This window comes from Alloactinosynnema sp. L-07 (genome assembly GCF_900070365.1).
Lineage (GTDB): Bacteria > Actinomycetota > Actinomycetes > Mycobacteriales > Pseudonocardiaceae > Actinokineospora.
The window spans coordinates 5,130,858-5,153,789 of the sequence record NZ_LN850107.1 but is presented as its reverse complement, the minus strand read 5'-3'; the positions used below and the strand labels follow the sequence as shown (position 1 = coordinate 5,153,789).

Genomic DNA, 22,932 nt, shown 5'->3' with positions numbered 1-22,932 from the left:
TCGTACTCTTGACAACCGTGCTGGTACTCGCTGTGGACACCGCAACGCCCGCGGTCACCGCCGGCGTCGTCGAACTGACCGATGGACGCCCGCGCGTGCTCGCCGAGTGCGTGACCGTCGACGCCAAGGCGCACGGTGAACTGCTCGCCCCGCACCTGAGAGACGCGCTCGCCGCGGCAGGCCGCACGTTCGCCGAGGTCGACGCGATCGTCTGCGGCATCGGCCCTGGCCCGTTCACCGGGCTACGCGCGGGCATGGTCACCGCCGCCGCGCTCGGCCACAGCCTCGACCGGCCCGTCTTCCCGGTCTGCTCGCTCGACGCCATCGCCGCCGACGTGCCCGGCGAGCGCCTGCTCGTGGTCACCGACGCGCGCCGCCGCGAGGTGTACTGGGCCGCCTACGACGGCACCCGGCTGACCGAGCCCGACGTCAGCGCGCCCGCGGCCGTCGCCGCCCGCGTCGCCGAACTCGGCGTCACGCGCGTGGCGGGCTACGGCGCCAAGCTCTACGACTTCGGCCTGCCCGTCGTCGGCCCAGAGCACCCGAGCCCGGCGGGCCTGGTCGCCGCCGCCGACCTGGAAGGCACCCCCGGCCCGCTCACCCCGCTCTACCTGCGCAGGCCCGACGCCGTCGAGCCGGGCGCGCGCAAGCGGGTGAGCGCGAGATGACCGTGCGCCTGCAGCCGCTGCGACGCGCGGACGCGGCGCGCTGCGCGGAACTGGAGCAGGTGCTGTTCGCGGGCGAGGACCCGTGGAGCGAGTCGGCGTTCGCCGCCGAACTCGACTGGGGCCACTACTACCTCGGCGCCTACGCAAAGGGTCAACTCGTCGGCTACGCGGGCCTGTCGCTGGCGGGCGCGCCGGGGGACATGGAAGCCAGCGTGCACACCATCGGGGTCGACCCGGCGTGGCAGCGCCAGGGCGTCGGCCGGGCCCTGCTGTGCGCCCTGCTGGACCGGGCCGACCAGGAGAACGCCGCGGTGTTCCTTGAGGTCCGCACCGACAACTCATCGGCCATCGCGCTCTACGAGGCGCACGGCTTCACCACAGTCGGCCTGCGCCGGCGCTACTACCAGCCCTCCGGCGCCGACGCCTTCACCATGGTCCGGCCCGAGCGCGCCAGCCTGGAGACCACGTGACGATCATCCTGGGAATCGAGAGCTCCTGCGACGAGACCGGCGTCGGCATCGTGCGCCTGGGCGCCGACGGTGCCGTTGAGCTGCTTGCCGACGAGGTCGCCTCCAGCGTCGAGCAGCATGTGCGCTTCGGCGGCGTGGTGCCCGAGATCGCCAGCCGGGCGCACCTGGAGGCCATGGTCCCGACCATGCGGCGGGCCTTCGACAGCGCGGGCCTCGCACTGTCCGATGTGGACGCGATCACGGTCACCTGCGGCCCCGGCCTGTCCGGCGCGCTGCTGGTCGGGGTGTCGGCGGCCAAGGCGTACGCGATGGCCCTGGACGTCCCGCTCTATGGCGCCAACCACCTCGCGGGCCACGTCGCGGCCGACACGCTCGACCACGGCCCGCTGCCGTCACCGTGCCTGGCCCTGCTGGTTTCCGGCGGCCACAGCCAGCTGCTTCGCATCGACGACCTCTCCGGCAAGATCACCGAGATCGGCTCCACCATCGACGACGCCGCGGGCGAGGCCTACGACAAGGTCGCGCGCGTCATCGGCCTGCCCTACCCAGGCGGCCCCCCGATCGACCGCGCCGCCCAGCGCGGCAACCCGTCGGCCATCGCCTTCCCCCGGGGCCTGACCGGCCCCCGCGACGCCAAGTACGACTTCTCCTTCTCGGGCCTCAAGACCGCCGTCGCCCGCTGGGTCGAGGCCCAGGAACGCGACGGCCTGGAGGTTCCGGTCGACGACGTGTCGGCGTCCTTCCAGGAGGCCGTGGCCGACGTGCTGACCATGAAGGCCGTCCGCGCCGCCACCGATCTCGGCATCGACACGATGATCATCTCCGGCGGCGTCGCGGCCAACTCCCGCCTCAAGGTCCTCGCCGCCGAACGCTGCGCTGCGGCAGGCATCGAATTGCGCGTCCCCCGCCCCCGCCTCTGCACCGACAACGGCGCCATGATGGCCGCACTGGGCGCACACCTCGTGGCGGCGGGCGTGGAGCCGTCGTCGTTGGACCTCTCGGCCAACCCGGCCCTGCCCGTGTCGACGGTGTCTGTCTAGAACTCGCGCCGCATACAGACCCGGGTGTCCGGGTCCAGGCCAATGCTCGCCTCATGCTCGACCAACTCGGCGAGCGCAGGCGTCGGCTCGACCACGCGGAACCCGATCCGCTCGTAGTAGGGCGCGTTCCAGGGGATGTCCCGGAAGGTCGTCAACGTGAGGGCCGCGAGGTCGTTGGCCTTCGCCCACTGCTCGACGTGGTCGATCAGTCGCTGCCCGGTCCGCTGCCCGCGGAACCGCTGATCGAGGCTGACCTGGGCGATGTGCGCGCAGCCACCGACCGCGTCGGCCAGCAGGTACGCCGCGACGATGTCCGCCTCGGCGACCCAGCACCGACCGAGGTACGAGCGCAGTTGTTCGGTCGTGGGTGGCGGCATGTCGGCGATGTCGGCCATCCCGAATGCGCGGAACGGGCCACCCGCGTCGACCTCGATCTCCTGGAGTCGAGGGAAATCCGCGGGCAGCCCGTTCCGAATGATCACCTGGCCGAAGTTACTCGGCGACGGTCTTCCTCCGCCTCCGAGTTACGAACACCGCCACGCCGCCGAGCAGCACCGCCGACAGACCGGCGATCGCGGGCCAGACCACGCTGGCACCGGTGTTCGGGAGGTCGCCCGACCCGGCTTTGGCCTGCGGGGCCGGGGTGGTGGTCGTCGTCTGGACGGGCGCGGCCGTCGTCGTGGTGGGGGTGGTGGTCGGGGTCGGCTGCGGGTTACCCGACTTCACGACCTCCATGTACGAGTCACAGCCGTACTTGCACTTCTTGGTGACGTGGATGTCGCCCCGGGTGTCCTTGCGGGCCCAGCCGCCAGAGAACGCGATGTCGTACACGCCGACCGGGACGTTCTTGAAGTCGGCCTTGCCCTTGGCGTCGGACCTCACGGTGACCACGACCTTCTTCGAGGTCAGGTCGATCAGGCTGACGTCGAGGCCGGGCACCTCCTCGCCGTCCTGGTACCACTCGTCGCTGCCCGACTTGTTCGCGAAGGCGGTGATCGACATGCTGCCGACCGCGTTCTCCGCACCCACGAACGCCCACGCGTTCGCCTCCGGGTTGGCGGAGCTGTCGAAGCCGAAGTCGCACGCCACGTGCACGATGCCGTAGGTGTCCGCGCTCGCGGGCACCTTGCCGGAGACCGTGATCACCTTGGTCTCGCCAACACCGACCTGGGCGCCCGCGCCTTCGTGACCGAGGTCACCCCAGAGCTTGTCGCCCCAGGTGACGTGGTCGGGGCTGTCGCCGACCCGGTCGCAGTTCGCCTTGATCCCGGAGAGCGGCACGCTGCCGGTGTTGGTCAGCGTCACCTTCATCTCGGCCATGTCGCCGACCTGGTACCGCTGCTTGGTGAAGGCGATGGAAGCCGTCAGGCTCTGGTTGAACTGGCCGACGCCACGGAAGACGACGTTCGCGTTGGCGTCGGTCGTGTCGACCTTGACCTGCTGGTACTGGAAGGTCCAGCCGTCCTTGTCCTCCACGAACACGAGGTAGGGGACCGTCGCGACGTTGTCGATCCGGAAGCGCCCTGCGGCGTCGGTCGTGGTCGCGGGCCGGTCGTCGTTGAAGTACGCGTTGCCCGCGGTGATCTTCGCCCCGGCGAGCACCTCGCCATCGTCGAGCGTCTGGTTGCCGTTGCGGTCGGCGTAAACCGTTCCGCCGAAGTAGCCGGTGCGCTTCTCGACCTTCGCCTCAGCCAGGGGGAACAGCGGAAGCCCGGAGCCCTCCGGCTTGATGCCGATGTAGCCCATCAGCTCGACCTTCGTCGCGTTCACGTTGCCGACGTGCGCGACGAAGTCGATCTCGACAGTCTCGTGTGCGTCGAGCGTGCCGCCCGACGGGTTGTTCCCGTTCCAGGTGAACTCGCCCGCGTCGGCGGTGAAGTGGACGCCATCCTTGCCCGACGAGTAGGCGATCACGTGCTCGATCGGCGCATCGGTGGTGTTGGTGATCGTCGCCGTTGCGACGACCTCCTCACCGGTGAGGTAGGTGTCCTTCTCGAAGCCGACCTCGATGTCGAGGCCGTCGACAACCGGAGCGGTAGGAATGGTGGGCGACGACGAGGGCTGCGCGGCGGCGGCGGTGCCGCCCAGCGCGAGTCCCGTCAAAGCCGCCCCAACGACAAGCGCCGCTAAGCGGCTGGACCGGGTCGCGGTCATGGCTGTCCCCAAAAAGGTCATGGCTGTCCCCCGACGCCAGCACCCCAGATGGCCGAAAACGACCAGTTGCGTGCGCACATTAGCTCAGGCGTAACTCGATCGGGTGACGGGGCGGAGGTTGACCCACACCACAAAGGGGGCGCGTTGCGGCCTTACTACTAAGGTCACCCCTGGTTACACAGTCACCGCCCGATGAGGTCGACGCGGAACCATTGCGGAACGCGGATGCCCCAATCGGGTCGGATAGTGAGATTGATCCAGGCCACACGAGGGGCGCGTTGCAGGGTTAGCAGTCGCGTGGGTAGAGTGCCAGTTGTACGGCACCAGTACCGCCCCGGCCCCCGCGACGGCGGGGTGGCAGGCGCCGTTCCATCTAGGTACCTGCCAACGCTTTCGACGACCCGTGGAGGTCACAGCGGTGAGCGTCAACATCAAGCCACTCGAGGACAAGATCATCGTCCAGGCGAGCGAGGCCGAGGCCACGACCGCTTCTGGTCTGGTCATCCCGGACACCGCCAAGGAGAAGCCCCAGGAGGGCAAGGTCCTGGCTGTGGGTCCGGGCCGGATCGACGACAAGGGCAACCGCGTCCCCGTGGACGTGGCGGTCGGTGACGTCGTCATCTACTCCAAGTACGGCGGCACTGAGATCAAGCACAACGGCGAGGAGTACCTCATCCTCTCCGCTCGCGACGTGCTGGCTGTCATCAACTGACAACCCGGCTGACCAGTTGAACGCCCCGGCGGGCCCCTGCGGGGGCCAGCCGGGGCGTTCGGCTATAGAGAGGGAGCAATGCCCAAGCAGATCAGTTTCGACGAGGACGCTCGTCGGGCCCTTGAGCGCGGGGTGAACAAGCTCGCCGACGCGGTCAAGGTCACTCTCGGCCCGCGCGGGCGGCACGTCGTGCTCGCCAAGAAGTTCGGTGGTCCGACCGTCACCAACGACGGTGTGACCATCGCTCGTGAGATCGAGCTCGAGGACTCGTTCGAGAACCTCGGTGCGCAGCTCGCCAAGAATGTCGCCACCAAGACGAACGATGTCGCGGGCGACGGCACCACCACCGCGACCGTGCTGGCTCAGGCGCTGGTGCGCGTCGGCCTGCGCAACGTCGCCGCCGGTGCGAACCCGACCAGCATCGGGCGGGGCATCCAGGCCGCATCGGACGCTGTGGTCGCTTCGCTGCTGGCGAAGGCGACCCCGGTCAAGGGGCGCGACAACATCGCCCAGGTCGGCACCGTCGCCTCCCGCGACGCGTCGATCGGCGCGCTGCTCGGTGAGGCCATCGAGAAGGTCGGCGAGGACGGTGTGATCACCGTGGAGGAGTCCTCCACGCTGGCCACCGAGCTCGTCATCACCGAAGGTGTGCAGTTCGACAAGGGCTTCGTCTCGGCCCACTTCGCCACCGACCCGGAGGCGCAGGAGGCCGTGCTGGAGGACACCTACGTCCTGCTGCACCGCGACAAGATCTCCGCGCTGGCCGATCTGCTGCCGATCCTGGAGAAGGTCGCCGAGTCCGGCAAGTCCGTCCTGATCATCGCCGAGGACGTCGAGGGTGAGGCGCTGTCGACGCTGGTCGTCAACGCCCTGCGCAAGACGATCAAGGCCGTCGCGGTCAAGGCGCCGTTCTTCGGCGACCGCCGCAAGGCGTTCCTCGACGACCTCGCCGTCGTCACCGGCGGCCAGGTCATCGCCGCCGAGGTCGGTCTCAAGCTGTCCGAGGCGACCCTCGACTCGCTGGGCACCGCCCGCCGCGTCGTGGTCAGCAAGGACGAGACCACGCTGGTCGAGGGTGGCGGCGACAAGGCCGACATCGCCGGGCGCGCCGAGCAGCTGCGCAAGGAGATCGAGGCCACCGAGTCCGACTGGGACCGCGAGAAGCTGCAGGAGCGGCTGGCCAAGCTGTCCGGCGGCGTCGCGGTGATCAAGGTCGGCGCGCCGACCGAGACCGAGCTGTCGGAGCGCAAGCACCGCATCGAGGACGCGGTCGCGGCCACCAAGGCCGCCGTCGAGGAGGGCATCGTGCCCGGCGGCGGTTCGGCGCTGGTCCAGGTCGCCAAGGAGCTCGATGGCAACCTCGGCCTCACCGGCGACGAGGCCACCGGTGTCGCGATCGTGCGCGAGGCGCTGTCCGCGCCGCTGTTCTGGATCGCCACGAACGGCGGCCAGGAAGGCGCGGTCGTGGTCAACAAGGTCGCCGAGCTGTCGTGGGGCCACGGCTTCAACGCCGCGAAGCTCACCTACGGCGACCTGCTCGCCGACGGCGTCGTCGACCCGGTCAAGGTCACCCGGTCCGCGGTGGCCAACGCCGCCTCGATCGCCAGGATGATCCTGACCACCGAGAGCGCCGTGGTGGACAAGAAGGCAGACGCGCCCGACGCCGGTCATGGCCACGGCCACGGCCATGGTCACGGGCACGGCCACTGACCTGAACGACTCGAAGGGCCCGCAGGCGACCGGCACGTCGCATGCGGGCCCTTCGCGCATTCGTCAGTTGGCGACGGCGAGGGTTCGTTTCTCGGACTTGATGATGGCCTCGCGCTCGGATTCCGAGAGCCCGCCCCAGATCCCGTAGGGCTCGTGGACGGCAAGCGCGTGGGTTCGGCACAGCGACAGGACCGGGCATGCCTGGCAGATCGCCTTGGCTTTGGACTCGCGGCGGGCTCGGGCTGGACCTCGTTCTCCGTCCGGGTGGAAGAAGAACGCGCTGTCCATGCCTCTGCACGAACCGTCGAGCTGCCAGTCCCACACATCGGCGTTCGGACCGGGGAGCCTGCGAGTGTCCGCCATGATGGCCGCCTCCATGTCTGGGGTCGAGGTGAATGAAGGTCAATACTCCATTCGGTGCAGCGGCTTACACGCTAGAACCGCGCCAATACTTGTTCAAGGGTGATCGACTCATTTGTACCGCGATTCAGCCGATCGGCATCACCCAGTCGACGCAGCGTGGTCATGTATCCAGTTGCCGGACACTGGTTGTCACCCGACGATGGTGATGTGGTGACCAAATCCGAGCAGGCCAGACCGAGCGGATCCACGCACGGTGCGCCCGCCGCTGACGACCCAGCGGCGGTCGAAGAGGACGAGTCGGGCGAACCGACCCTTCCGGTCGCCGCCGTCGCCCGCAGGCTCGGCATCGCGCCCGCGACCCTGCGCACCTGGGACCGCCGCTACGGCGTCGGACCCAGCGGCCACACGACCGGACGCCACCGCCGCTATGCCCCGTCCGACATCGCGCGCTTGGAGCTGATGCAGCGCGCGCTGCTCAAGGGCGCCGCCCCCGCCGAGGCCGCCGAGTACGCGCTGCGCGTGTCCAGCGGCCAGCAGACCGACCGGGTCGAGCCAGCCGAGTCCGCCGAGCCGGAGGCCGACTGGGTCTCCTCGATCTCGCCCGACCGGCCGGACGCGGGCGGGCTGGGCCGGGCCGCGCTGGCGATGGACGAGGAGTCCGTGCAGCGGATGATCGCCGAGGCGGTCGAGGCACACGGCGTCGTGGTCACGTGGGACTCGATGGTCCGCCCGGTGCTCGCCGCGGTGGCCAACCGCTGGGTGCACGCGGGCGACTGCGTGGAGATCGAGCACCTGCTCGACGAGTGCGTCCTCGCCGCGATGATCCGCGCGACACCGCTGGTGCCCGCCCCGCGCAATGCCCGGCCGATCCTGCTGTCGTGCGCCCCCGGCGAGCGTCACTCGCTGCCCCTCTACGTCCTGCGGGCCGCACTCGCCCGTCGTTCGCTGAGCACGCGGATGCTCGGCGCTACCCTGCCCGCCACCGCGCTGGCCGCCGCCGTCCGCCGCACCGCGCCCGCCGCGGTGGCGCTCTGGGCGCAGGTGTCCGCCAACGGCGACGCGGCCGTGCTCGACCAGATTCCGCGCACGCGCCAGCACCTTCGCGTGTTCGCGTGCGGGCCCGGCTGGTTCGACACGGACATGCCGGGCCGCGCCGAGCACCTCGACGAACTCGCCGAGGCGGTCGACCGGATCGAGGCGGTCGTGCTCGGTGAGACAGACTCCGCCAGGTGAGTGACCACGATCGGGCGGCCCGGTGGGACGCCGCGTTTGGCGCGACACCCGATCGCGTGGCCCGTTCCACCCCCGGAAATCCGCTCGATGCGTGGCTCGCGGCGGTCGCTCTGGGTGGTCGCGGCTGGTACGCCGCCGCGGCCTTCCACCTGGGGTTATTGATCTCCGGAAGCGATCCGGTGATCGCCGCGCTGGCCTCGGCTACCCGTGCGTCACACCTGCGCCAGGTCGGCGGCCACGCCCTCGCGCGGCCCTTCGACTCCGCGGGTCTGCGTCGGCTCGCGGAGTCCGATCTGCTCGGACCGGACGGCATCGATGGCGATCATCCAGACCGGCCGGGCCCGCAGGCCGCCGACGCCGCGGCCGCCCGGTCCGACGTCCTGCTCGGCCTGGCCGCCGACGCGCTCGGCCAGGGCCGCACCGCCGAGGCGCGCAGGCTGTTCGGAATCGAATCCGCCTCGGTGAACGCCGGGTGGCGCGCAGTGGTCCGGCGCGGGTGGGTGGCCGCCGAGATCGAGCTCGGCGCGGGCCGGGTGGATGCCGCTGTCGCTCCGGCCGAAGCCGCCGCGGCGGCAGCCCAGGCAACGGGTTCGGTCCGTCACCAGATCAAGTCGAGCTTGGTCCTGGGGGCCTCGCTGGCCGCCGTCGGGGAGCGGCCCAGCGCCCAAGAGCTGATCTTCGGAGCCCACGCCGACGCCACCCGGCTTGGACTGTGGCCGTTGGTGTGGCCGTGCGCGCTGGTGCTCGCCGACGTCGATCCCGAACACGCCGACGCACATCGCCGCGCAGCGGCCCGCGCCCTGCACGGTGTGTTACGACACAGCGACCCGATCGCCCGCGCCGCCGCGGCGGCCTCGCCATGGGTCCCGACCTGGCTGTTCTCGGGTTGGTCCGATTAGGTGAACGCACCCAGACGGTCATCCGGCGGATTTGTTGACAGATTTACCACCGGATCGGGTCAAGGTTCGGTGCGAAGCGTCCGATAGGGGAATTGGAACGTCACTCGGCTGCAGGAAGGAGTCCCCGTGACGACGGTCTTGATCTGCGATGACCGCCGCAGTGTGCGGGAGGGCTTGACGCGTGTCATGTCCGCTGTGCCAGGGGTCAGTCGCATCGACTGCGTAGCGCACGGTGACGAGCTGCTCGCTCGCTTCTCCCGGCAGCCGGTGGACGTCGTCCTCGTCGGCACCCAGCGCGCCGTCCCCACCGGTGTGGAAGCCACGCGTCGGCTCGTCTCCGCGAACCCGCAGGCGAACGTCATCGTCTTCGGTGCCCCCGACGACGCGGGCAGCATCGCCGCGGCGATCGCGGGCGGCGCCCGCGGATATCTCCGGTGGGACGCCTCGCGCCCCGAGCTTGTGGCCGCCCTCGCCCACACGCTCGCGAGCACGTCGGTGCCCGCCCCCCGCCAGCCGTCCGACCCGGGCGTGCAGCTGACCGATCGTGAACTGCAGGTGCTGCGCGGGATGAGTCAGGGCAAGAGCAACGGCCAGATCGGCCGCGAGCTGTACTTGTCAGAGGACACCGTGAAGACCCACGCCCGGCGCTTGTTCCGCAAGCTCGGCGTGCGAGACCGCGCTCAGGCGGTCGCCCACGGGTTCCGGCGCGGCCTGGTCTCCTAAGAGCCCAAACCAGCGTCGGCGGCGAGCCGTGCGTGCCCGTAGCAGGACGGGCACGCACGGCTCGTCGTGTCTCTACAGAGTTTTTCCTCCACGTGCCGTTTTGCGCGTCACACCTGCGCCCCCGGGTCGTCCCGTCTCACATGAGGACCGCTATTGTGTCGCGAGTCACGCCGATCCCGGCGAGTCTCCTACCTCCTAGTCCGCACCGCCCGGAGTGCTCGGGCAGGGGCCGGTACCGTGGGCGACGACGATGACCCGACTCGTAACGCCAGGGCTGCAATCTGCGATGACCACATTGGGGGACGGACTGGACGCGTCGGTGACCGCTGCCGTCGAGGGCGACCCTCAGGCGATCGGGCGCGTGCTCGCATCCGTTCGGCCCTTGGTTGTTCGCTATTGCCGTGCCCGTGTCGGAAGGCAAGAACGATCGTTCGCCTCGGCGGACGACGTGGCCCAGGAGGTGTGTCTCGCGGTGTTGACGGCACTGCCTGGCTACCGGGACCAAGGCCGTCCATTCTTGGCGTTCGTCTACGGCATCGCCGCTCACAAGGTGGCCGATGCCCATCGGGCGTCCGCTCGTAACCGTACCGAGCCCGTCGCCGATGTTCCTGATGAACCGGAACTCGACGCCGGGCCCGAACAGCGTGCCATGCAGGGTGAACTGAGCAGGCGGATGAATGATCTCCTGCGCGTCCTGCCGGAGAAGCAGCGTGAGATCGTAGTGCTGCGGGTTGTGGTCGGCCTGTCGGCGGAGGAGACGGCCGAGGCGGTCGGCTCCACCCCGGGAGCGGTTCGAGTGGCACAACACCGGGCCTTGGCCCGGCTACGCAAGACTCTGTCAGCGGAGGAGGTGGTCTGAGTGTCCGACCAGGGCAGACCCGACAATCGTCGCGATGATGAGGAAGAACTCACCCTGCCTCGCATCGAGCCGGTGAACGTGGTCCACAGTGCGTTCGGCCTGCGGTTCGGCGACCATGTCGACCTCGACTCGTTCGACGGGCTCGACCCGTCGGACCTCGATGACGACGCGGTCGACTTCTCGCGGGTGCACGCCGACGACGCGTTCCTCGACGCACTCGGCGCCGCTGTCCGCGGCGAGAGCGCGACGCGGCCGGAGTCGCAGGACGCCGAGCTGGCCGCGCTGCTGTCCTCCTGGCGCGACGACGTCGACGCCGACCCGATCGGTGAACTGGTCGACACCAAGTACGCCGTGGCCACCGTGTTCGCCGCCAAGGCCCGCAGGATCCGCAAGCCGCGCCTGCTGGTGCCGCTCGCCGCCGCGGCCGCCGCCATCGCCATCGCCTTCACCGGCGCGGGCCTCGCCGCCCGCGACGCGCAGCCCGGCGACACTCTCTGGGGCCTGACCAAGGTCCTCTACGCCGACCACGCCCGGTCCATCGAGGCCGCCGCCTCGGTCCGCCAGGACCTGCAGATCGCCCAGACCGCGCTCGCCGAGGGCAAGCTGGCCGAGGCGAAGTCCAAGCTTGAGGACGCACAGGCGGGTCTACCGTCGGTGTCGTCCGAGGACGGCAAGGCCGACTTGACCCAGCGGCACGCCGATTTGGTGAGCCAGCTGCCGGGCACCCCGGCCAACGAGGTCGTCCCGCCGCCGCTGGGCAGCCCGACCACCGTGGCGCCGGTGTCGACCACCGTCGCGCCCAGCAGCCCGCCGTCGACCACCCCGCAGCCCACGACCCAGCAGCCGACGACGACCACCACGACGGTGCCGCCGACCACCACCGAGGAACCGCCGACCACCACCCCGCCCGTGACGCAGCCGCAGAGCGAGGCGCCCAGGGTGGATCCGGGGACCGGTGCGGGCCAGGTAGGTACTGGTCAGGGCGGTGCGGGCCAGGGCGTGGCAGGCACGCAGCCGGACCCACAGCCGCCCACGACGTGAGCAACGACAAGAGGGCCCCCGCCGCGGCGGGGGCCCTCTTGTGTGTCACATATGTCTCAGTACGCGCTCTCGCTGGCGGTCACGCCGTCGGCATAGCCGCGGCAGTACTCCCAGCTGACGTAGGAGTGCGGGTCCGGGTCGAACGCGGGCTCGTGCGGTCGCATCCGACCGTCGTTGAGCAGCTGTTCGAGGCTGGCGGCCAGCAGGGCCCAGTCGTGGTAGTGCGGCTCCTCGCACTCGCCGCAGTCGACGACGATCCCCCGGACCCCGCGTGGGGCCAGAAGCGCCTGGTAGACAGCCAGATCAGCCAGATCGCTGAGCAGTTCGTCGCGCTCGTCGCCGGTGATCGGCACGTTCTCGTCGTCGTCCGGCTCGGTCAGCGCGCGCGCCGGGTCGTCGGGGTCGCCCGCGAACGGGTCGGGCGGCAGCGCCCCGGCGGGTCGGTCCTCCCAGGGGCCGCCCGGCGGGAACGGGTTCGGCGGGACTGCGTCATGCGGCACGACCACGCACGGTACCGGGCCGACCGGCGAACCCGCCCAGATACCATGGTGGAACCGCGCTCTGTCGTGTCTCCGCGCGGCCCGTTGCGGGGACATAGGCCACCCCCGAGACCCCGGTCCGGCCGACCGGTCCGCCAGCCATGCAGGAAGGTCCGCCACCCATCATGACCAGCGAGCTCAACGCTGACGGAGTCCCCCACAAGTTCGCCACCCTCGGCCTCACGTTCGATGACGTCCTGCTGCAGCCGGCACAGTCGGATGTGATCCCGAGCACGGTCGACACCGGGACCCGGATTTCGCGCAATGTCACGCTGCGCATCCCGCTCGCCTCGGCGGCCATGGACACCGTCACCGAGGCCCGGATGGCGATCGCCATGGCCCGCCAGGGTGGCATCGGCATCCTGCAGCGCAACCTCTCGATCGAAGACCAGGCGCGTCAGGCCGAGACGGTCAAGCGCTCCGAGGCGGGCATGGTCACCGACCCGGTCACCTGCGCGCCCAGCGACACCCTCGCCGAGGTCGACGCCATGTGTGCCCGCTACCGGATCTCCGGCCTGCCGGTGACCGACGCCGAGGGCACCCTCGTCGGCATCATCACCAACCGCGACATGCGCTTCGAGGTCGACCACACCCGCCTGGTCAGCGAGGTCATGACCAAGGGCCCGCTGGTCAGCGCCCAGGTCGGCGTGTCGGCCGAGGCCGCGCTGGGCCTGCTGCGCAGGCACAAGGTGGAGAAGCTGCCCATCGTCGACGGCGAAGGCAAGCTGCGCGGCCTGATCACGGTCAAGGACTTCGTCAAGACCGAGCAGTACCCCAACGCCACCAAGGACCCCGACGGCCGCCTGATCTGCGGTGCCGCGGTCGGCGTCGGTGACGACGGCTACAAGCGCGCGATGACGCTGTTCGACGCCGGTGTCGACGTCCTCATGGTCGACACCGCCCACGGCCACGCGCGCGCCGTGCTCGACATCGTGGCCCGGCTCAAGAAGGAACTCGGCGACGCGGTCGACATCGTCGGCGGCAACGTGGCCACCCGCGCGGGCGCCCAGGCGCTGGTCGACGCGGGGGCCGACGGCGTCAAGGTCGGCGTGGGCCCTGGCTCCATCTGCACCACCCGCGTGGTCGCCGGTGTCGGCGTCCCGCAGATCACCGCCATCTATGAGGCGTCGCTGGCCTGCGGTCCGGTCAAGGTCCCGGTGATCGGCGACGGCGGCATCCAGTACTCCGGCGACATCGCCAAGGCCATCGCGGCCGGGGCGAGCGCGGTGATGCTCGGGAGCCTGCTCGCGGGCACCGAGGAGTCGCCGGGCGAGCTGATCCTGGTCGGCGGCAAGCAGTTCAAGGTCTACCGGGGCATGGGTTCGCTGGGCGCGATGCGTGGCCAGGGCGACCGGAAGTCCTACTCGAAGGACCGCTACGCCCAGGACGACGTCCTCAGCGAGGACAAGCTGGTCCCCGAAGGCATCGAAGGCCGCATCCCGTTCCGCGGACCGCTGTCCACCGTCGTCCACCAGCTCGTCGGCGGACTCCGCATGGGCATGGGCTACGCGGGCGCGCGGACCATCGCCGACCTGCAGCAGGCGCAACTCATCCGGATCACGGCGGCGGGGCTCAAGGAGAGCCACCCGCACGACATCACGATGACCGTCGAAGCGCCCAACTACACGACTCGCTAGTCCCTGAGAGAGGAACACCCACCGTGCGGGATCTTGTCGACATCGGCATGGGGCGGACCGCCCGTCGCGCCTACGGGCTCGACGAGGTCGAGATCGTGCCGTCCCGGCGCACCCGGTCGTCCAAGGACGTCTCCACCGCCTGGCAGATCGACGCCTACCGGTTCGACATCCCGCTGATCACCCACCCGACCGACGCGATCGTGTCCCCGGCGACGGCGGTCGCGGTCGGACAGCAGGGCGGTCTCGGCGTGATCAACGCCGAGGGTTTGTGGGCGCGGCACGCCGACGCCGACAAGGTCCTCGACCGGATCCTCGCCGCCGAGGACGACGACGTCAGCCTGCCCGAGCTGGTCGGCGTGCTCCAGGAACTGCACGCCGCGCCGATCCAGGTCGACCTGCTCACCGAGGCCATCCGGCACGTGCGCGACTCCGGGGTGACCGTGGCGGCGCGGGTCAGCCCGCAGCACGCCGCCGAGCTGACCCCGGATCTGCTGGCCGCCGGGGTGGAGCTGCTGATCGTGCAGGGCACGATCATCTCCGCCGAGCACGTGTCGCGGGATTCGGCTGAGCCGCTCAACCTCAAGAGCTTCATCGCCGAGCTGGACATCCCGGTCATCGCGGGCGGCGTGCACGACTACCGCACCGCGATGCACCTGATGCGCACGGGCGCGGCGGGTGTGATCGTCGGCTACGGCAACAGCGCGGGGGTCACCACGACCGACAGCGCGCTGGGCATCGGGACGCCGATGGCGACCGCGATCGTCGACGCCGCTGCCGCGCGCCGCGACTACCTCGACGAGACCGGCGGCCGGTATGTGCACGTCATCGCCGACGGCGACGTCTACACCAGCGGCGACATCGCCAAGTCGATCGCCTGTGGGGCGGACGCGGTGATGCTCGGCGCCCCGCTCGCCGCCGCGGCCGAGGCGCCCGGCAAGGGCCTGTACTGGACGGCGTCGGCGGCGCACCCGTCGCTGCCGCGCAGTGGCGTGCTGGCCGTGGCCGACCGTGACGGTGTCGACCTCCAGACACTGCTGTTCGGCCCGACCTCGGACCCCGACGGCATGGTCAACCTGTTCGGCGCGCTGCGACGGGCGATGGCCAAGGCCGGGTACTCCGACCTCAAGGAGTTCCAGAAGGTCGGGCTGACGGTCCGCTCGTGAGGCAGATTCTCGCCACCGACGGCCGGATCGCGCTGACCGTCCCACTGGACAGCGATCCGGCCGCGATGGCGGCGGGCGACGGATTGTTCGACGTCGACCCCGACGACCGTCCGCAGCCGCCCCCGGTGGCGCTGAGCCGGGCGAGCGTGGTCGACGCCTCAGGTGAGCTGCTTGGCGTCGTGAGCTGGCATCAGGTCGGCTGGGGGCGCACCCGGGCCTGCGCGGCGTGGAACGTGGGTATCGCGCTGCTGCCCGCCGCGCGCGGGCGCCGGGCCGGTGTGGGCGCGTTGGCGCTGGTCGCGCGGCACTTGTTCGCCACGACCGACCTCGACCGGGTCGAGGCGGCCACCGATGTCGACAATCTCGCGGCCAACCGCGCGCTGCTCGGCGCGGGGTTCCAGCGCGAGGGCGTCGTCCGGGGTGCTCAGCTGCGCGCGGGCGTGCGCCGAGACCTCGTTCTCTACGGTTTCCTGCGGTCAGACCTAGATTGACCGACTCTGTTACTCACGGTCATAGAAAAATCTGGTCGGCCTCTGGCCAGGCCGTTCGCCGCGCCTTAATCTCGTCCTATGGCTACGCAACTCACCGGTAACAACCCGGACTTCGATGTCGTTGTGGTCGGATCCGGGTTCGGCGGGAGCGTGGCCGCCCTCCGGCTCACCGAGAAGGGCTACCGCGTCGCGGTCATCGAGGCGGGCCGCCGCTTCGCCGACGACGAGTTCGCCAAGACGTCCTGGAACCTGCGCAAGTACCTGTGGGCACCCGCGCTCGGCTGCTACGGCATCCAGCGCATCCACCTGCTCAAGGACGTCGTCGTGCTCGCGGGCTCGGGCGTTGGCGGCGGGTCGCTGGTGTACGCGAACACGCTGTACCGGCCGCTGAAGCCGTTCTACAACGACCGGCAGTGGGCCGACATCACCGACTGGGAGTCCGAGCTCGCGCCGTACTACGACCAGGCCTCGCGGATGCTCGGCGTGGTCACCAACCCGACCACGACGCCGTCGGACGAGGTCATGCAGAAGGTCGCCGCCGACATGGGCGTGGCCGACAGCTACCACCCGACGCCGATCGGGGTGTACTTCGACCAGCCGGGCGTCGAGGTGGCCGACCCGTACTTCGGCGGCGCCGGCCCGTCGCGGACGGGGTGCACCGAGTGCGGCTCGTGCATGACAGGGTGCCGGGTCGGGGCTAAGAACACGCTGGTCAAGAACTACCTGTACCTGGCAGAGCAGGGCGGCGCGCAGGTCATGCCGCTGACCACGGTCACGTCGCTGCGCCCGCGCGGGGACGGGTCCTACGAGGTCGACGTCCGCAGGACCGGCAAGAAGCTGCGCAAGGGCAAGCGGACGATCACCGCGGGCCAGGTCGTGCTCGCCGCGGGCACCTGGGGCACTCAGACGCTGCTGCACCGCATGCGCGACACGGGCGCGCTGCCTGAGCTCTCGGCCACCCTCGGCGAGCTGACCAGGACGAACTCCGAGTCGATCATCGGGGCCGCCCGGCCCAAGGTCGACCCGACCCACGACTACAGCAAGGGCGTGGCCATCACGTCCTCGATCCACCCCGACGAGATCACCCACATCGAGCCGGTCCGCTACGGCAAGGGCAGCAACGCCATGAGCCTGATGCAGACCATCGCCACCGACGGCGGGTCGAGCGTCCCGCGTTGGGTGCAAGCGATGCGGTTCGTCGGCAGGCACCCGATCAAGACCGCGCAGTTGCTGCAGGGGTACCGCTGGAGCGAGCGGACGGTGATCCTGCTGGTGATGCAGAGCCTGGACAATTCGATCACCACCTACACCAAGAAGGGCATGTTCGGGCGGCGGAAGTACACGTCGAAGCAGGGCCACGGCGAGCCGAACCCGACCTACATCCCCGCAGGTCAGGTGGCCAACGAGCTGACCGCCAAGCACATCGGCGGCACCGCGGGCGGCACCTGGGGCGAGGTGTTCAACATCCCGCTGACGGCTCATTTCATCGGCGGCTGCGCCATCGCGCCCGACCCGTCGAAGGGCGTCATCGACGCGTATCACCGGGTGTTCAGCTACCCCGGTATCTCCATTGTGGACGGAGCGGCGATCTCGGCGAACCTGGGTGTGAACCCGTCGCTGACGATCACCGCGCAGGCCGAGCGGGCGATGTCGTTCTGGCCCAACAAGGGCGAGTCGGACCCTCGGCCCGCGCAGGACGCGGGCTACCGACGGATCACCCCGGTCGCCCCGGCACACCCGGCAGTCCCAGCCGAGGCGCCCGGCGCGCTGCGGTTGAAGATCGTGGATGTCCGCTGACTGAGGCTTGCACGATCTCGGCGAGGGTCTCTTCGAGGGCCTGAACCCGGTCATGCCGGAACACCACCCGGATTCCGGGGTCCTTGGGGAGTTCCGCCACCAACTCCATGGGACCGAGGTAGGGCGGGCTGTCGGCCGGTCGGTTCGTCCATGGCGGTTCGTGCGGCAGCGCGCATGGTCGCAGGTTGAGCAGGCGGTCGCCGTGCTGGGGATGCAGCGCCGGGACCGCGCAGGTCTCTCGGGTGTCGAGCGTGGTGGCGAGTACCTCGATGGGCGACCGCTCCAGAAGGAGTGCGCCCGTGGTGACGGCACCGGGGTAGACGGCCACGTGCGAGCGGTCGGGCAGCAGATCGAAGATCATCGTCGACCAGCGGAAATCCGCTGTGCACGCCTTGATGGTCCACCGGCAGGCGAACTGCGGGATTCCGCCCGCCCAGCCGAACTTGCTTTCCATGACGCGCTGCGCTCGCAGGTCCATGACGTCTCCCCGGTCGACACCCTGTGTCGCAATTTAACCGAGGAAATTTCTTCAATGGCACTGCACGATTGGGTGATTTCCCTGGCTATGTCCCATTCATGCGGGCGAAGATCAAGGCATGGGCGAACGCGGACCAGGACCGGTGATCATCAGGCGGCGGCTGGGCAAGGACCTCAGGGCGCTGCGCGACAAGGCAGGCGTTTCGATGGCCGAAGCCGCGGACTACGTCGGAATCGGCAAGCCGACCATGTCGAAGATCGAGCTGGGCAGACAGAACATCGGGCTTGGCAACCTGCGTGCGCTGCTCGGCCTGTACGCCATCGACGGCGACCTGTTCGACGAGTTGCTGAGCAAGGGCAAGCAGGCCAACCAGAAGGACTGGTGGTCCTCGTACGGCGACACGGTTCCGGACTGGTTCCGCACGTACATCGGCATGGAGTCCGACGCCGACCAGATCCTCACCTACGAGTGCGAGTTCATTCCCGGCTTGCTGCAAACCGAGGACTACACCGCCGTCGTCCGCCGCGCGTTCCGGCCGGACGTGGAAGAAGGCGATCCGCAACGCCATGCCGCGCTACGAAGTGCTCGTCAACGGCATCTTGTCGGCGACGATCCGCCGGGTTTCCATGCTGTGATCAATGAGGCTGTTCTGCACCGAGTGGTCGGGTCTCCCGCCGTCATGCGGGCGCAGTTGAAGCACGTGATGGAGCGGGCGAAGCTCGACCACGTGCGGGTACAGGTGTTGCCGTTCTCGGCGGGCGCGCACCCGGCGATGAATGGAGCGTTCTCCATCCTCCAGTTCGAGGAGGCGGCGCTGTCGACCGTCTATGTCGAGATCGAACCGGGTGGCCTCTATCCGGAACGTGCCATCGACATCTCCAGGTATAGGCTGGTGTTCAACCAGATCGCCGAGTTGGCACTGGATGAGGCCAAGTCCCTCGCGCTCATCGGCAAGCTGGCCAAACAGTTGTAGGCCCGACGAACAGGGGTGCGGGATGACCACCGGACACGACTTCTCCCGCGCCCAGTGGCGCAAGTCCAGCCGCAGCAGCGGCAATGGCGGCAACTGCGTCGAACTCGCGGTTATCGCCGAGGCCGCCGGCGTGCGCGACTCCAAGAACGCGAGCGGTCCCGCTCTTGTTCTTCCGAGCGCGGCACTGTCGGCGCTGGTGGCGTCCGTTCGGCCCTGACAAGCTGGCCAAACAGTTGTAGCCCGACGAATAGGGGTGCGGGATGACCGCCGGACACGACTTCTCCCGCGCTCAGTGGCGCAAGTCCAGCCGCAGCAGTGGAAACAACGGCAACTGTGTCGAACTTGCGGTTGTCGCCGATGCCGTCGGCGTGCGTGACTCCAAGAACGCGGGCGGTCCCGCTCTGGTTCTTCCGGGCGCGGCACTGTCGGCGCTGGTCGCGTCCGTTCGGGCCTGACAGGCCGTCAGGTGCTTGGTCGGCAGGGTCCAGGGGCCGTGCTCGCCGAGATGGGGAACAATGCTTACGCATGAGCCCGGTCAGTCGTGGTCGCAAGCGCAAGGACAAGGCGAAGGGCAGGGGACTGTCAGTCGTCTGGTCAGGTGAACCGGAGGCGTGCGACTGTCCCGAGTGTTCCGGTGCCGGAAGTGGGCTCGATGGCATCATCGCGGGCGGCGAGCTCCTTGCGACCGCCGACGATCCGATCGAAGCGGAGATGTACGCGGCCGGGATGCTTGCCGTGGACGCGGGAGCCGACTACGTCGACGCACTGGTGGACGGACTTGTCCCCGATCTTGAGCGCAGACCCGGTGCGAGTTCGGCCGCCCTGCTGGCGGCGCTTGGTGCGTGCGCTGACGAACGGCTGGCGGTCGCCGCGTCAGCCGCCGCGGACCGTCTCATCCTCGCGGGCGCACCGCGTCCGGCCTGGCTCGACGCGCTGCGCGAACCGGTGACTGTCGCGGAGTGCCTGCGGCTCGCCCACCCCAGCGGCGACGCGACCGTGCTGGCCGCGACATTCGTGCGGGCAGGTGCGTCTCATGCGCTCATCGTCACCATCGACGAGATCAACTGCGGCGAGGTCTCCGAACTCATCCTCGCGCCAGGCGAGGACATGCGCAGGGCGCTGGCGGCGATGGCCGAAGAGGCGGCGGCGGCCGTGGAACGGATCGCTCCCGCCGAGTTCCGGTGGTCGGTCGAAGTCGCGATGGCGGCACGCGTTGTCCATGAACTCGCGGACGGTCCGCGGCCGGAACTCGACGACGACGGCCCGCCCTTCCCGGTGATGGCGCTGTTGATTCGACCATGGCTCGCGACGCTGCCCGAATCGGACCGGCCCAAGCCGGCCCATCCCGACCACGTCGTGACCGTCTACCAGCTCAAGGTCGCGCTGCGTGGGTCCAAGCCGCCCATCTGGCGTCGGCTGGAAGTCCCGTCCGACATCACCCTGCCCGAACTGCACGAGATCATCCAGGTCGCCTTCGACTGGGACGACATGCACTTGCATGTCTTCCGCACCCCGTTTGGCGACTTCGGCGACGTTGACGCCGGACTCGACTGCCTGCCGTCGGACGGCGTGAGTCTGGAAGCCGTGGCCCCGGACGCGGGGGCGAAGATCCAGTACGTCTACGACTTCGGTGACTACTGGGAACTCGACATCACTGTCGAGAAGGTCCTCGCACCCGACGACTGGGCCGCTCTGCCCCGGTGCACGGGCGGCCGTCGCGCCGCTCCGCCCGAGGACTGCGGCGGTGTCGGGGGATACGCCCGCCTCGTCGACATCCTTGCCGACCCCACCGACGAGCAGCACGCCGAGACCCTCGACTGGTTGGGCCTGGGATCAGCGGCCGATTTCGACCCGGCCGCGTTCAGCGCGGTCGAGGTGACTGAAGCCCTCCTCGGCGAGTAATGAGGGGGCGAGGGTGTGACCCGCCCCCTCGCCTCGTCAGGGTTTGGTGACGCTGAAGGTGTAGGCGCCGCCGCCGGTGTAGGCGACGACGCGGTACCGGTAGTAGCCCGCCGTGCCGGAATAGGTGATCGACTCGTCGGGAGTGCCGCCGTTGGACTGGGCGACGGCGTTCCAGTCGCTGCCGTTCCACTTGTCCAGGTACAGGTCGAAGTCCGTGCCGTTCGGCCCGTCGAGGCAGCCCTTATGTGTGCCCGCCGACGTCGACTGGTACCACGTGCCGCCTGGCTGGATCGCCGTAGCGCCCTGGGCCAGGGTGCCGGTGTAGGCCTGCCCGCAGGTTCCGCCCGCACCGGTGACGGTCAGCGAGTACGTCGCCGAACCCGTGCCCGAGGCCGCCGCGCCGGTCACCGTGATCGGATACGTGCCGGGAGTGGCTGACGCCGTCGTGGACACGGTCATGGTCGACGTTCCACCCGGGCCCACTGTGTCCGGCGAGAACGCCACCGAGACGCCTGCGGGGGCGCCCGACGCGGTGAGCCTCGCCGGTTGGTCCGTGCCGGTCACCGACGCGGTGGCCGTGGTGGATCCGCCCGCCGTGACCGAGCCTGCGGTCGGGTTCAGCGCGAGGGTGATGTTCCCGCCGCCACCACCGAGCGACTCGATGGCCGCGCGCAGGTTCGGCATCGGTCCGATCTTGCCGCCGGTGCCCTGTTGCGGGCTGCCGGTGCGCACCAGGAGATCCCGCATCTGCGCGGGCGTCAGGGTGATCCCGCGCTGCTCGGCGATGCTGGAGATTGCCGCGACCGCGCCGGCGACGATCGGGGACGCGCTCGATGTCCCAGAGAACTTGGCGGTGTAGTTGTTGGCGCTGCCCGATCCATAGAGGTCGCCGTAGCCGGTCGAGGCGACGCACTCGCCCCAGCCCTGCAGGTTCACCCGCGATCCGTAGGTGGAGAACGATAGCTTCGACCGGGGTGTGCGCCCGCAGTTGGCCGCCGCGCCCGCGCCGACGATGATCGCGCCGGAGTCCGCCTTGCCGCTGGGAAAGGTGCTGCCGAAGCAGGCGTCGTCGAGGTTTCGGTTGCCGTTGCCCGCGGCCTCGACCACGTGCACTCCGGCCGCCACCGCCGTGCGGATGGCGTCGTACACCGAGGCGATGACCTCGATCGGGGCGTATCCGCCGCACGCGCTGGTCTGCTGCTCCAACAGGATCACGTCACCGGGGCTGACCGCCCTGGCCGCGGTGAGGATGGCGTTGGCCCCGTCCCAGCCGCGCTGGTTGTCCACGTTGGTCATGTGCAGGCCCGCGTCCGGCACGATGCCGGTGGTGCCGCTGCCGTTGGCGTCCGAGCCGATCTCGCCCAGCACCGCGGTGCCGTGGTCCTGGTAGGAGAAGCGCGGGGTGCCGTTGGGAATCAGCGCCCCGGACAGGCGCAGCTTCGACAGGTCCTCGTGGTTGGTGTGCCAGCCGTATTCGATGTCGACCACGCGCACGTTGCCGCCGGTGCCGCCGGGCACGGTGTTGGCGTGGTCGGAGTCGATGCCGCTGGCGGACCCAGCATCGGTGTAGCCCTGCCGGGCGGTGTAGTCGGGACTGGGCGGGCGCTCGCCCAGCGGCTCGGGATACGCGGTCTCGATCACGTCCAGGGCGGCCAGTTCGGCGGCGGCGCGCTGGATGTTGGTACCGGGCCGCACCTTGACCCGATACCACTGGTTCAGGTTGGGCGTGTTCGGCCGGTGCAGGCGGTCGAGTTCGGCCTCGCCCCCGGTGAACAGCGGTTCCACGCCTGCCCCGGCGAGTAGGCGCTGGGCGCGGTCCATCGGCGCTCGGGTGTGCGAGACGAGGGCGCCGCCGCGCAGCCGCACGGCGGTGCCTTCGGCGAACTTCAGGTGGAGGATGTCAGGCGATTTCGGGCCGGTCAGGTGCTGGGCGGTCCGTTCGGGCGACTGCTCGACGGGCTCGGCTGTGGCGTAGATCGACGACGCGGGTAACGCGACGGCGACCACGGCGGGCAGCAGAATCCTTCGAGCCGCCCTGGATGCAGGGTGGGCGACCACGGTGGAACCCTTCGGTGAGTGG

24 protein-coding genes are annotated in these 22,932 nt (G+C 69.9%); 18 read left to right on the top strand and 6 right to left on the bottom strand.

Annotation, left to right across the window (positions count from 1 at the left end):
• Nucleotides 1-17: 17 nt before the first annotated feature.
• From tsaB to tsaD, 3 genes are read left to right on the top strand one after another with little or no spacing between them, the layout of a single operon-like run.
• Entirely contained in the window at nt 18-668 is a 651-nt protein-coding gene (gene tsaB / locus BN1701_RS23060; protein WP_054052122.1) for a tRNA (adenosine(37)-N6)-threonylcarbamoyltransferase complex dimerization subunit type 1 TsaB, read from the top strand.
• A 2-nt stretch (nt 669-670) separates the two neighbouring features.
• Nucleotides 671-1,138 carry a ribosomal protein S18-alanine N-acetyltransferase gene (gene rimI / locus BN1701_RS23055; RefSeq protein WP_054056063.1) on the top strand — a complete coding sequence of 156 codons (468 nt, stop codon included), beginning with the start codon at nt 671-673 and terminating at the stop codon, nt 1,136-1,138.
• Entirely contained in the window at nt 1,135-2,178 is a 1,044-nt protein-coding gene (gene tsaD, locus BN1701_RS23050; RefSeq protein ID WP_054052120.1) for a tRNA (adenosine(37)-N6)-threonylcarbamoyltransferase complex transferase subunit TsaD, read from the top strand. The genes rimI and tsaD overlap by 4 nt, the downstream gene beginning before the upstream one ends.
• Here tsaD and BN1701_RS23045 read toward each other — a convergent pair.
• Complete coding sequence (locus BN1701_RS23045) at nt 2,175-2,660, bottom strand: GNAT family N-acetyltransferase (protein WP_054052118.1); 486 nt, start codon at nt 2,658-2,660, stop codon at nt 2,175-2,177. The genes tsaD and BN1701_RS23045 overlap by 4 nt on opposite strands.
• A gap of 10 nt (nt 2,661-2,670) precedes the next feature.
• Nucleotides 2,671-4,332, bottom strand: a complete 1,662-nt coding sequence (locus BN1701_RS23040) for an LPXTG cell wall anchor domain-containing protein (protein ID WP_172803302.1) — start codon at nt 4,330-4,332, stop codon at nt 2,671-2,673.
• A 418-nt stretch (nt 4,333-4,750) separates the two neighbouring features.
• On the opposite strand from BN1701_RS23040, the gene groES reads away from it, so the two are divergent.
• Nucleotides 4,751-5,044 carry a co-chaperone GroES gene (groES, locus tag BN1701_RS23035; protein WP_054056062.1) on the top strand — a complete coding sequence of 98 codons (294 nt, stop codon included), beginning with the start codon at nt 4,751-4,753 and terminating at the stop codon, nt 5,042-5,044.
• A gap of 78 nt (nt 5,045-5,122) precedes the next feature.
• The gene (gene groL / locus BN1701_RS23030; RefSeq protein ID WP_054052114.1) at nt 5,123-6,754 is read left to right on the top strand and encodes a chaperonin GroEL; all 1,632 of its coding nucleotides are present in this window, start codon (nt 5,123-5,125) and stop codon (nt 6,752-6,754) included.
• A 63-nt stretch (nt 6,755-6,817) separates the two neighbouring features.
• Here the strand turns inward: groL and BN1701_RS23025 are convergent, their stop codons facing one another.
• Nucleotides 6,818-7,117, bottom strand: coding sequence for a WhiB family transcriptional regulator (locus BN1701_RS23025; protein ID WP_054056061.1), 300 nt, complete (start codon nt 7,115-7,117; stop codon nt 6,818-6,820).
• Nucleotides 7,118-7,327: 210 nt separating this feature from the next.
• Between BN1701_RS23025 and BN1701_RS23020 the strand changes: the two genes are divergently transcribed.
• From BN1701_RS23020 to BN1701_RS23000, 5 genes are all read left to right on the top strand, one after another.
• Complete coding sequence (locus tag BN1701_RS23020) at nt 7,328-8,350, top strand: MerR family transcriptional regulator (RefSeq protein ID WP_231949680.1); 1,023 nt, start codon at nt 7,328-7,330, stop codon at nt 8,348-8,350.
• Complete coding sequence (locus tag BN1701_RS23015) at nt 8,347-9,249, top strand: hypothetical protein (protein WP_054052112.1); 903 nt, start codon at nt 8,347-8,349, stop codon at nt 9,247-9,249. The genes BN1701_RS23020 and BN1701_RS23015 overlap by 4 nt, the downstream gene beginning before the upstream one ends.
• 126 nt (nt 9,250-9,375) lie before the next feature.
• Nucleotides 9,376-9,972: a response regulator transcription factor gene (locus BN1701_RS23010; RefSeq protein ID WP_018682728.1), complete on the top strand. Its 597-nt coding sequence runs from the start codon at nt 9,376-9,378 to the stop codon at nt 9,970-9,972.
• 286 nt (nt 9,973-10,258) lie between these two features.
• Nucleotides 10,259-10,831 (top strand): sigma-70 family RNA polymerase sigma factor, encoded by a 573-nt coding sequence (locus BN1701_RS23005; RefSeq protein ID WP_054052110.1) that lies wholly within the window; start codon nt 10,259-10,261, stop codon nt 10,829-10,831.
• Nucleotides 10,832-11,872 (top strand): anti-sigma-D factor RsdA, encoded by a 1,041-nt coding sequence (locus BN1701_RS23000; protein WP_054052108.1) that lies wholly within the window; start codon nt 10,832-10,834, stop codon nt 11,870-11,872.
• Nucleotides 11,873-11,928: 56 nt separating this feature from the next.
• On the opposite strand, the gene BN1701_RS22995 is transcribed toward BN1701_RS23000, so the two are convergent.
• Nucleotides 11,929-12,300, bottom strand: coding sequence for a DUF5319 domain-containing protein (locus tag BN1701_RS22995; protein ID WP_054056059.1), 372 nt, complete (start codon nt 12,298-12,300; stop codon nt 11,929-11,931).
• A gap of 236 nt (nt 12,301-12,536) precedes the next feature.
• On the opposite strand from BN1701_RS22995, the gene guaB reads away from it, so the two are divergent.
• The 4 genes from guaB to BN1701_RS22975 all read left to right on the top strand — a co-directional run bounded on the left by guaB (nt 12,537) and on the right by BN1701_RS22975 (nt 17,499).
• Nucleotides 12,537-14,048 (top strand): IMP dehydrogenase, encoded by a 1,512-nt coding sequence (gene guaB / locus BN1701_RS22990; protein WP_054052106.1) that lies wholly within the window; start codon nt 12,537-12,539, stop codon nt 14,046-14,048.
• A gap of 23 nt (nt 14,049-14,071) precedes the next feature.
• Nucleotides 14,072-15,211 carry a GuaB3 family IMP dehydrogenase-related protein gene (locus BN1701_RS22985; protein WP_054052104.1) on the top strand — a complete coding sequence of 380 codons (1,140 nt, stop codon included), beginning with the start codon at nt 14,072-14,074 and terminating at the stop codon, nt 15,209-15,211.
• Entirely contained in the window at nt 15,208-15,702 is a 495-nt protein-coding gene (locus BN1701_RS22980; protein ID WP_054052102.1) for a GNAT family N-acetyltransferase, read from the top strand. Before BN1701_RS22985 ends, BN1701_RS22980 begins: the two co-directional genes overlap by 4 nt.
• Before the next feature lie 78 nt (nt 15,703-15,780).
• Entirely contained in the window at nt 15,781-17,499 is a 1,719-nt protein-coding gene (locus tag BN1701_RS22975) for a GMC family oxidoreductase (protein WP_054052100.1), read from the top strand.
• Here the strand turns inward: BN1701_RS22975 and BN1701_RS22970 are convergent.
• On the bottom strand, nt 17,417-17,977 hold the full coding sequence (locus tag BN1701_RS22970; RefSeq protein WP_054052097.1) for a hypothetical protein: 561 nt from the start codon (nt 17,975-17,977) through the stop codon (nt 17,417-17,419). The two genes, BN1701_RS22975 and BN1701_RS22970, sit on opposite strands and share 83 nt — an antisense overlap.
• A 118-nt stretch (nt 17,978-18,095) precedes the next feature.
• Between BN1701_RS22970 and BN1701_RS22965 the strand changes: the two genes are divergently transcribed.
• The 4 genes from BN1701_RS22965 to BN1701_RS34585 all read left to right on the top strand — a co-directional run bounded on the left by BN1701_RS22965 (nt 18,096) and on the right by BN1701_RS34585 (nt 20,852).
• Nucleotides 18,096-18,950 carry a helix-turn-helix transcriptional regulator gene (locus BN1701_RS22965; protein WP_054052095.1) on the top strand — a complete coding sequence of 285 codons (855 nt, stop codon included), beginning with the start codon at nt 18,096-18,098 and terminating at the stop codon, nt 18,948-18,950.
• A gap of 22 nt (nt 18,951-18,972) precedes the next feature.
• A complete protein-coding gene (locus BN1701_RS22960) occupies nt 18,973-19,167 on the top strand; it encodes a DUF397 domain-containing protein (protein ID WP_054052094.1) in 195 nt (64 codons plus the stop codon).
• A gap of 43 nt (nt 19,168-19,210) precedes the next feature.
• A complete protein-coding gene (locus BN1701_RS22955; protein ID WP_054052091.1) occupies nt 19,211-19,405 on the top strand; it encodes a DUF397 domain-containing protein in 195 nt (64 codons plus the stop codon).
• Nucleotides 19,406-19,475: 70 nt separating this feature from the next.
• Nucleotides 19,476-20,852, top strand: coding sequence for a plasmid pRiA4b ORF-3 family protein (locus BN1701_RS34585; RefSeq protein WP_054052089.1), 1,377 nt, complete (start codon nt 19,476-19,478; stop codon nt 20,850-20,852).
• A 36-nt stretch (nt 20,853-20,888) separates the two neighbouring features.
• Here BN1701_RS34585 and BN1701_RS22945 read toward each other — a convergent pair whose 3' ends face one another.
• Nucleotides 20,889-22,910 carry a S8 family serine peptidase gene (locus tag BN1701_RS22945; RefSeq protein ID WP_157368171.1) on the bottom strand — a complete coding sequence of 674 codons (2,022 nt, stop codon included), beginning with the start codon at nt 22,908-22,910 and terminating at the stop codon, nt 20,889-20,891.
• Nucleotides 22,911-22,932: the final 22 nt, after the last annotated feature.

Coding starts and splice junctions, on each gene's coding strand:
- BN1701_RS23040 (WP_172803302.1), bottom strand. CDS start 4,332: ATGACCGCGACCCGGTCCAGCCGCTTAGCGGCGCTTGTCGTTGGGGCG.
- groL (WP_054052114.1), top strand. CDS start 5,123: ATGCCCAAGCAGATCAGTTTCGACGAGGACGCTCGTCGGGCCCTTGAG.
- BN1701_RS23025 (WP_054056061.1), bottom strand. CDS start 7,117: ATGGCGGACACTCGCAGGCTCCCCGGTCCGAACGCCGATGTGTGGGAC.
- BN1701_RS23005 (WP_054052110.1), top strand. CDS start 10,259: ATGACCACATTGGGGGACGGACTGGACGCGTCGGTGACCGCTGCCGTC.
- guaB (WP_054052106.1), top strand. CDS start 12,537: ATGACCAGCGAGCTCAACGCTGACGGAGTCCCCCACAAGTTCGCCACC.
- BN1701_RS22975 (WP_054052100.1), top strand. CDS start 15,781: ATGGCTACGCAACTCACCGGTAACAACCCGGACTTCGATGTCGTTGTG.
- BN1701_RS22970 (WP_054052097.1), bottom strand. CDS start 17,977: ATGGACCTGCGAGCGCAGCGCGTCATGGAAAGCAAGTTCGGCTGGGCG.
- BN1701_RS22965 (WP_054052095.1), top strand. CDS start 18,096: ATGGGCGAACGCGGACCAGGACCGGTGATCATCAGGCGGCGGCTGGGC.
- BN1701_RS22960 (WP_054052094.1), top strand. CDS start 18,973: ATGACCACCGGACACGACTTCTCCCGCGCCCAGTGGCGCAAGTCCAGC.
- BN1701_RS22955 (WP_054052091.1), top strand. CDS start 19,211: ATGACCGCCGGACACGACTTCTCCCGCGCTCAGTGGCGCAAGTCCAGC.
- BN1701_RS34585 (WP_054052089.1), top strand. CDS start 19,476: ATGAGCCCGGTCAGTCGTGGTCGCAAGCGCAAGGACAAGGCGAAGGGC.